Raw genomic sequence first — 8,017 nt, 5'->3', positions numbered from 1 at the left:
CGGTGCATTATTCGCGGCCTGGCCGCGGGTCTATGCCGCCGCATTTTCGGGGTTTTATGTAGCGATGATCCTGGTGCTGTGTGCTCTTTTCTTTCGCCCGTTGGCCTTTGATTATCGCGGCAAAATAGCCAATGCGCACTGGCGTGCTATGTGGGACACCGGGTTGGTTATCGGGAGCCTGGTCCCTCCTGTTATCTTCGGCGTCGCGTTCGGCAACCTGTTCCTGGGCGTGCCTTTTATCTTCACACCACAGCTTCATGTGCAATACCTGGGCACTTTCTGGCAGTTACTCTCACCCTTTGCGCTGCTGTGCGGCGCATTAAGCCTGATGCTGGTTATTCTGCAAGGGGGCGTGTGGCTCCAGTTGAAGACCGACGGCATTCTTCACCAACGCGCGCTCTCTGCTACCCGTCGTAGCGCAATGCTGGTCGTGCTCTGCTTTCTGTTAGCCGGTTACTGGCTATGGACGGGGATCGACGGCTATGTGCTACTTAGCCAGGATCCGAATGGTCCTTCCAACCCGCTATTAAAAATGGTAACGACCTCACCGGGCGCGTGGATGGCGCACTTTTATCAGTCACCACTGCTGTTAATTATTCCGCTGCTTGGCATGATTTTCCCGATGCTCGCGATCTATGCCTGCGGGCAACATCGGGCCGTATGGGGATTTCTGTGCGCTTCACTGACCCAGGCCTGCGTGATCTTCACCGCCGGAATCACCCTGTTTCCGTTTGTGATGCCTTCAAGCGCGTATCCGCTCTCTAGCCTGACGGTGTGGGACAGTACCTCCAGCCAGATGACGCTCAGTATCATGCTGGTTATTGTGCTGATTTTTCTACCGATCGTTCTGCTTTATACCGTGTGGAGTTATTACAAAATGCTGGGACGAATCAATGTAGAAACGATCCGCCGCCACAATCACGAACTTTACTAGGGAGGACCGTACGATGTGGTATCTGTTTTGGTTTGTCGGCATTCTGCTGATGTGCGCACTCTCCACGCTGGCACTGGTCTGGCTGGAGTCGCGGCAGAAATAATACTGCGCGTGCGCTACGCTTTCTGGCTCTCCGGTTTATTCGGGGAGCTTTTTTATCCCCTTTCCATCAGCTCGCCAAGGCGCCGAATCTGCCGTCCCTGGCTATCGAAATTACCCTCATCGAGCCACAGATCGTAGGCAGGTCGAAGTGTCGGGTACTCACCGTCAATGATTGAGTACCATGCGGTATCACGATTTCGTCCACGGGTAACGATAGCCTGACGGAATATGCCTTCAAAACTGAAGCCAAAGCGCTCCGCCGCCCCACGGGAAGGCGCATTGAAGGCATCACATTTCCATTCAAAACGGCGATAACCCAGATCCTCAAAAACGTACTTTAAAAGCAATGATATGACTTCCGTTGAAATTCGCGTGCGTTTCATGCGTACGGAGTAAGAAACATGCCCTACCTCAATCACACCATTTGCGGGATCAATCCGCATAAGAGCAAACGTACCAACAGGTTTCATACTGGTTAAATCGATCACGGCAAAATGCATCGGATCTGTCTGTTCTTCCATGTGTTTTAAATAAACCAGGAAGGCATCAAAAGTTTCAAAAGGTCCGACCGCCAGATATGTCCAGTCACGACAATCGCTTGCTTCGCAGTACGCTTCATACAACTCTTTTGCATGGCGTTCGGTGTTAATGCGCTCAAGCTTACAATAGCGACCTGTAATTTGCTGAGCCTGTGGAAAGGGTGCGCCTTTCCAGTCAGACAAAGTCATACCTACGGGTTGTTGGAATTGATTAAAGACGCCCGGCATATCTGTACCTCTTACAAAACAGAACTAAACCAGCGCAGGGTATGATCAAACTGAGCGGCCCAAAAGAACCACAATGCGTGTTTTTAACGGATCCACACTATTTAATTGTACAAAAAACAGACGCCATATTTTTGCCTGTAGCGAAAGAAACGTATTTACTGCATTAATGCTAAGAGCTGAATAAATTATAATTTAAATAACCTGAGCCAAACGGCGAATCCCATCAACAATTGCCTCTACCGGATGATTTGCAAAACCAATCAAAATCCCCTGTCGTGAGATATCGCTCTGGTAATAACGACTTAGTGATAGTATTCCCATCCCTAGTAATCTGGCTTGCTCCTCAACTTCATTTCCGGTTAATCCGTTTTGTAGCCAGCACACAATATGGACGCCAGAGTCAGAAGGCTGCACAATCATTTTATCAGCCAGGTATTCTTGAATAGCATTGACCAGCGCAGTTCTTCTTTCATAGCATGCCTTACGAATTCGGCGCACATGACTGGCATAGTGACCATCCTCAATAAAATTCGCCATCACAGCCTGTTCAAGATAACTGGTGCCAAGATCGGAAAAATATTTCGTCACCATAATCTGTTCTTGTAAACCCGGCGGGACAACTAAAAAACCTAAACGGAATTCCGGGTACATCATTTTAGAAAATGTTCCGGCGTAGATTACGCGTTGATTCTGATCTAATCCTTGCAGAGCTTGTAAAGAACGGTCGGCATAACGGAACTCGCTATTATAGTCATCTTCAAATATCCATGCCTGATTCGACTTCGCCCATTCCAGCAACTCAAAACGTCGGGATAAACACAACGTTCCACTTAATGGATATTGATCCGACGGGACGACATAGGCTAACTTAGCGTCAGGAAAATGATCAATACCATAGCGGACGTTCATTCCCTCGCTATCTACCGGTACCGGCCTCACCATCGCGCCAACTGACATGAAGGCGCCGCGAGCGCCTTTGTAACCCGGGTCGTCCAACCAAACATCACTTCCTGCCGACAGCAATGCTCGTGCAGTAATGTTCAATGCCTGTTGAATACCATTTACGATGATTATCTGTTCTTCGTTACAGTTCACTCCACGCGTTGTTTTAATGTAGCGGCAAACCGCTTTTCTCAAAGGAAAGTACCCGCAAGGATGAGTGTGAGCGCCCAGTTGATGCCGGGATTGTCTCCAGACACGTTGCAGTAGCTTTCCCCATAACGCATGCGGGAAGAGATCCGTACACCCGACACCAACCGCAAATAGGCGGTTCATGCCGCGCCCTTCATACTCATTTGACCACAAATCGCGAACAGGATTATTTCGGCTGTGAACCTGTTCATCAGGCGAGACGACGTCCCCCGACGCCATCTTTGGATAGCTATTGCTGATACTCCGATCCGGAATATTATGTGAGACATATGTTCCAGACCCTTTACGGGTCAGGATATACCCTTCATCTAATAGCCTGTCATAACCGGCGATCGCTGAGTTTCGTGAAATTGACATCATCTCGGACAATGCCCTGGTTGACGGCATTTTTGTTCCTGGCGGCAATCGCCCTTCGAGGATGTGATCGCGGAGGATGTGGTAAACCTGCTCCTTGACCGCGCCTTTTCCTAAAACAAATCCTTGAAATAAAGGCGCATTGTTTTTCTTCATTGTATTAACCTTTATACTAAAAGTGGATCCTATCAATATATCGAAAGTGTCTCTTTACGAGAATTTATAAAGTTCTTAGTATCATCATACTAACACATTACTCGTATAAAATATCAGGATATATATGACTAACATGAATACCGTCACTATTGAAAGTGCAGAACAAAAAGACTACGCCAGCTGGCTTCCTTTATGGATAAACTATCAAACATTTTATCGCACTAAAATTTCAGATGAAGTAACAAAATTAACGTGGGAGCGTTTCCTTACCCCGAGCGAACCTGTTTATTGTGCTGTTGCCAAATATGATGGAAAAATAGTGGGACTGGTGCATTATCTCTTTCATCGTTCAACATGGGCAGAATCCAACTATTGCTATCTCGAAGATTTATTTGTTAGCGAAGAGGTACGTGGCCAACATATCGGTAAACAGCTTATCGAGTATGTCCAACAACAAGCCAAAAAACACCACGCGTCAAGATTATACTGGCATACGCATGAAACCAATCTCCGCGGACAACGACTGTATGACTGGGTGGCCCAAAAGAGCGGGATGATCGAATATCAAATGTAAGGATAATAATACTCAGGATAGCATTTAATTATTCAGTACTAAAAATAAGCCTCTGAGTAGATATACTCAGAGGATGTCTCGGTGACAAATCCCCCCAACCTGAATAAGATAAGGAAAAAACCAGCGATAAGCAAATTCTTAAGAATCAAAAAGGTAAAGAGCCAGCATGGCAACGATAAAGGATGTTGCAGAGTTAGCGGGAGTGTCCACCGCAACAGTTTCACGTGTTATTAATCAAACCGCATGGGTTGAACCCGTGACGCGTGAGCGTGTTGAAAAAGCCATGCGCGAACTGAACTATCATCGCAATGCCGCCGCTATTGCATTAGCGAAACGCAGCGGTGACATGCTCGGGTTATTGACCGGCAACCTTGCCGATCCCTTTTTTGCCAGGCTTGCCCGAGGCGTGGAAGAAGTATCACGCCAGCAGCAATTTCGGCTGATGGTATGCAGCGGTGGTCACGATGAAGGAATGGAAAAATCAGGACTCGATTTCCTGATAAACCAGGGCTGCGAAGCTATTGTGGTCCATGCCAGTAGGCTGTCGGAAAAGGAACTGTTGCGATATGCCGCTCATTTTCCTGCCATGGTGGTCGTGAACCGCTATATTGCCGGGATGGCCAATCGCTGCGTGTGGCTGGAAAATAGTCAAGCTGCTAAAACAGCCACGCTACATCTCCTGGAACAGGGGCACCGTTGTATTGCCTGCGTGACAAGTGATTTACCGATTATCGATCGCCGTGAGCGGCTGGAAGGTTATCGCCAGGCGCTGGCCGAATATGGCATTACGCCAGATAAAAACTGGGTGATTAGCGTGCCCTTTAATGAAGAAGGTGGCGAACGCGCTGCACATCAGCTGCTTAATTGCGGCATTCCTTTCACCGCAGCGGTGACATTTAATGATGTGATGGCCGCCGGGATTATGCGCATCCTCCATCAGCAGGGAATTACACTTCCGCAGCAGCTTTCGATCGTTGGATTTGATGATGTGGTGATGGCCCGCTATCTCTATCCCGCACTCACAACAATGCATTATCCCGTTGAGCGCATGGCTCGCTGCGCTTCGCAGCTGGCGATACAGCTTTTTAAGGGCGCAACTCAGCGTCCCAGCGTGAATAGTTTCACTGCGGATTTAGTGATCCGCGATTCTGTTCTTCCCCCCTCTCTCTGAAATCAATGCGTAAATCGTCAAGCCCCTGAATTGTGATCGACTTCAAGTTTAACGTCTTCATGTAATCGCTTACATGAGGGCCAATGAGCGATCACAGTCAGGCAAAAGGGTGTTCTCTACTCTTGAGCGACCTTACAGACTGGAGATTCATGAATGAATGCCTCTCAAAATCAGAAAAAAACACTCTCATTTGGACTGGCAGTAATCCCTATTTTAGCCATGCTACTGCTGTTAATTATTGGCTACGGCATCATGGGGCTACGTATTGAGCCTTTGTTGCTATGTTCTGCTGCAGTCGCCGCGGGTATGGCCTGGTGGCAAGGGTATTGCTGGGAAGACATCATTAATTCGGTGGTTGATAAACTCGCCAAAGCAATGCCGGTTATCATGATTCTTATCTGTGTCGGCGGCCTGATTGGTACATGGATGTTCAGCGGCACCATCCCTTACATGGTGTACTGGGGACTTAAACTCATCAGCCCCGAATACATTCTCATCGCCGCGTTCTTTTTGACCAGCGTCGTATCGGTGTGTACCGGAACCTCCTGGGGTTCCGCCGGAACGGTTGGCGTAGCATTGATGGGCGTTGCCGCCGGACTGGATGTTTCGATGGCAGCAGCGGCAGGTGCCGTTGTTTCTGGCGCTTACTTCGGTGACAAGATATCGCCGCTGTCAGACTCCACCAACTTTGCGGCCATTGTTGCAGATACCACCCTTTTCGAGCATATCCAGCACTTATTATGGACCACCATTCCCAGCTTTCTGCTTGCCGCCGTGGTTTATCTTATTGCCGGCCACAGCAATATGCTGGGCGAGGTCGCCACGCCGCAACGGGTTACCGATATTGTCAACGCTCTGGAGTCGCTATACCACTTCAATATCATTCTGATTTTGCCACCGGTTATTGTGTTGTGGGGCGCGATTCGTAAAAAGCCGGTCATTCCTTTAATGCTGAGTGCATGCGTATTAGCCCTGATTCTGGGCGTTGTCATGCAAGGACTCAGCATCAAGCAGGGACTGGATGCCTTTATAGATGGATTCAACATTACTATGTTCCCGCAAGGGAGTGAGGGCATTATTGCTGATGTTCCGCGCCTGCTGAACCGCGGCGGAATGTTCTCAATGATGAGCACTATCCTTCTGGTATTTTGCGCATTCTCTTTTGCCGGTGCCTTAACGTTAACCGGCGCACTCAACATTATCATTAACCGCTTACTGACGGTCATTCACAGTGTCGGTCAGTTAATTGCGGCAACCATTGGTACCACCCTTCTGGTGACCGGAGCGACAAGCGACGGCAAACTGGCTCTTCTGGTTCCAGCTGAACTGTTTAAAGACGCATATCGTCGTATGGGACTGGATACCAAAAATCTGTCCCGCACCATTGAAGACGCTGGCACCGTCATTGAGCCGTTGTTGCCGTGGACCGCTGCCGGAGTTTATATGGCCACGACATTAGGAGTGAGCACGCTGGATTTATTGCCATGGGCGATTCAGTGCTATGCCGCAATCTTCTTCGCCTTGATTTACGGTTTCACGGGAATCGGTATTGCGAAGGCGCCATCAGTGGCAGAAACAGAAAAAAATATTACGGCAACAGAATAGGGAGAGCATGTAATGGATTTTAATAAGATTATCGATCGTCACGATACCGCCTCGTTGAAATGGGACTTTATGGCGCGATATTTCGGCGAGGATACACATCAACTGTTGCCAATGTGGGTGTCTGATTTTGACTTTACTTGCCCGCCCGCTGTTCAGGAGGCTTTAACTCACCGCGTCGGGCACGGTATTTTTGGTTACAGCGAACGACCACAAAGCTACTTTGATTCATTAATTTCATGGTTCTCAACCCGGCATCAGCTGGAAATCAAGCAAGAGTGGATCTGCAGTATTGAAGGTGTTGTTCCGGGATTATCGCTACTCGTACAAATGCTAAGTCAACCCGGTGAAGGCGTGGTCGTTCAGGGGCCTTATTATGGCTCATTCGCTAAAATTATCTCTCTGAACGGCAGACAGCTGCTGGAAAATCCGTTGTATGAGGACCCGGCTACCGGTTATCAAATGGATTTTGCTCACCTGGAAATGTTATTCCGGACTGAACGTCCGCCGTTGATGATTTTATGTAATCCGCATAATCCAACCGGTCGTTGTTGGACTGCACAGGAGCTGGAACAGCTACTTACGCTATGCGAGACCTATGATGTGACGTTGCTGTCTGATGAGATATGGGCAGATTTATTGCTTCCTGGAGAACAATTTACTTCAGTTCTGCATCTGGGAGAACGCTGGCATTCGCGTGTAATTTCAGCTACTTCAGCCAGTAAAACGTTTGGTTTGTCGACATTGCGTATTGCTAATTTTCTGATACCGGCACCGGCATTGCGTGAACACTTTTTACGCCGTCTGGATGCGCATGGACTGGATGTATTCAATGCGCTATCCGTCGAGGCGAGTACGGCTGCATGGCAACATGGTGCACCATGGTTAGACGATTTACTTGGCTATCTGGCTGAAAATCGACGCTGGTTTATTCAACAGATTGATGAATATCTCCCATGGGCTCGGGTTGTTCCTTCCCAGGCAACGTATTTACTGTGGATAGATTGCAAAGCGCTTGGACTGGATGATGAGCAGCTCAAATGGGTAATGCTTGATGTTGCCGGTATTGCGCCTTCAATGGGAAATGGCTTTGGTCCTGCTGGAAAAGGTTTTATCCGGCTGAACATGGGATGTCCACGCGCCTACCTCGAAAAAGCGGTTGAGGGCTTGAAGCGTATTGCATTTACATCCTGTTGAATCTGCTC

General features: G+C 48.4%; 8 protein-coding genes. 6 read left to right on the top strand and 2 right to left on the bottom strand.

What is annotated here, in order from left to right; translation table 11 throughout:
• Both cydB and cbdX read left to right on the top strand, forming a co-directional pair.
• The coding region (gene cydB / locus FDW94_RS01895; protein WP_249358232.1) for a cytochrome d ubiquinol oxidase subunit II at positions 1-934 on the top strand (934 nt) is incomplete at its 5' end.
• Positions 935-947: 13 nt separating this feature from the next.
• Entirely contained in the window at positions 948-1,037 is a 90-nt protein-coding gene (gene cbdX / locus FDW94_RS01890; RefSeq protein WP_003830863.1) for a cytochrome bd-II oxidase subunit CbdX, read from the top strand.
• A gap of 52 nt (positions 1,038-1,089) precedes the next feature.
• Here cbdX and FDW94_RS01885 read toward each other — a convergent pair whose 3' ends face one another.
• Together FDW94_RS01885 and FDW94_RS01880 are read right to left on the bottom strand one after the other, a co-directional pair.
• Positions 1,090-1,803 (bottom strand): GNAT family protein, encoded by a 714-nt coding sequence (locus FDW94_RS01885; RefSeq protein ID WP_137377050.1) that lies wholly within the window; start codon positions 1,801-1,803, stop codon positions 1,090-1,092.
• A gap of 192 nt (positions 1,804-1,995) precedes the next feature.
• A complete protein-coding gene (locus tag FDW94_RS01880) occupies positions 1,996-3,465 on the bottom strand; it encodes a PLP-dependent aminotransferase family protein (protein WP_137377049.1) in 1,470 nt (489 codons plus the stop codon).
• 124 nt (positions 3,466-3,589) lie between these two features.
• Between FDW94_RS01880 and FDW94_RS01875 the strand changes: the two genes are divergently transcribed.
• The 4 genes from FDW94_RS01875 (at position 3,590) to FDW94_RS01860 (ending at position 8,009) form a co-directional block, all read left to right on the top strand.
• On the top strand, positions 3,590-4,039 hold the full coding sequence (locus tag FDW94_RS01875) for a GNAT family N-acetyltransferase (protein WP_137377048.1): 450 nt from the start codon (positions 3,590-3,592) through the stop codon (positions 4,037-4,039).
• A gap of 166 nt (positions 4,040-4,205) precedes the next feature.
• Complete coding sequence (locus FDW94_RS01870) at positions 4,206-5,210, top strand: LacI family DNA-binding transcriptional regulator (RefSeq protein WP_008783828.1); 1,005 nt, start codon at positions 4,206-4,208, stop codon at positions 5,208-5,210.
• A 153-nt stretch (positions 5,211-5,363) separates the two neighbouring features.
• Complete coding sequence (nhaC, locus tag FDW94_RS01865) at positions 5,364-6,815, top strand: Na+/H+ antiporter NhaC (protein ID WP_008783827.1); 1,452 nt, start codon at positions 5,364-5,366, stop codon at positions 6,813-6,815.
• A gap of 12 nt (positions 6,816-6,827) precedes the next feature.
• On the top strand, positions 6,828-8,009 hold the full coding sequence (locus FDW94_RS01860) for a MalY/PatB family protein (RefSeq protein ID WP_137377047.1): 1,182 nt from the start codon (positions 6,828-6,830) through the stop codon (positions 8,007-8,009).
• Positions 8,010-8,017: the final 8 nt, after the last annotated feature.

Origin of the sequence: Citrobacter sp. wls757 (genome assembly GCF_005280935.1) — a bacterium.
In the GTDB taxonomy this organism is placed as follows: domain Bacteria; phylum Pseudomonadota; class Gammaproteobacteria; order Enterobacterales; family Enterobacteriaceae; genus Citrobacter; species Citrobacter portucalensis.
This window is presented reverse-complemented; position numbering and strand designations above follow the sequence as displayed.

Bases quoted from the DNA above. Each gene is read 5' to 3' on its own strand.
- cbdX (WP_003830863.1), top strand. From the start codon at position 948: ATGTGGTATCTGTTTTGGTTTGTCGGCATTCTGCTGATGTGCGCACTC.
- FDW94_RS01885 (WP_137377050.1), bottom strand. From the start codon at position 1,803: ATGCCGGGCGTCTTTAATCAATTCCAACAACCCGTAGGTATGACTTTG.
- FDW94_RS01880 (WP_137377049.1), bottom strand. From the start codon at position 3,465: ATGAAGAAAAACAATGCGCCTTTATTTCAAGGATTTGTTTTAGGAAAA.
- FDW94_RS01875 (WP_137377048.1), top strand. From the start codon at position 3,590: ATGACTAACATGAATACCGTCACTATTGAAAGTGCAGAACAAAAAGAC.
- FDW94_RS01870 (WP_008783828.1), top strand. From the start codon at position 4,206: ATGGCAACGATAAAGGATGTTGCAGAGTTAGCGGGAGTGTCCACCGCA.
- nhaC (WP_008783827.1), top strand. From the start codon at position 5,364: ATGAATGCCTCTCAAAATCAGAAAAAAACACTCTCATTTGGACTGGCA.
- FDW94_RS01860 (WP_137377047.1), top strand. From the start codon at position 6,828: ATGGATTTTAATAAGATTATCGATCGTCACGATACCGCCTCGTTGAAA.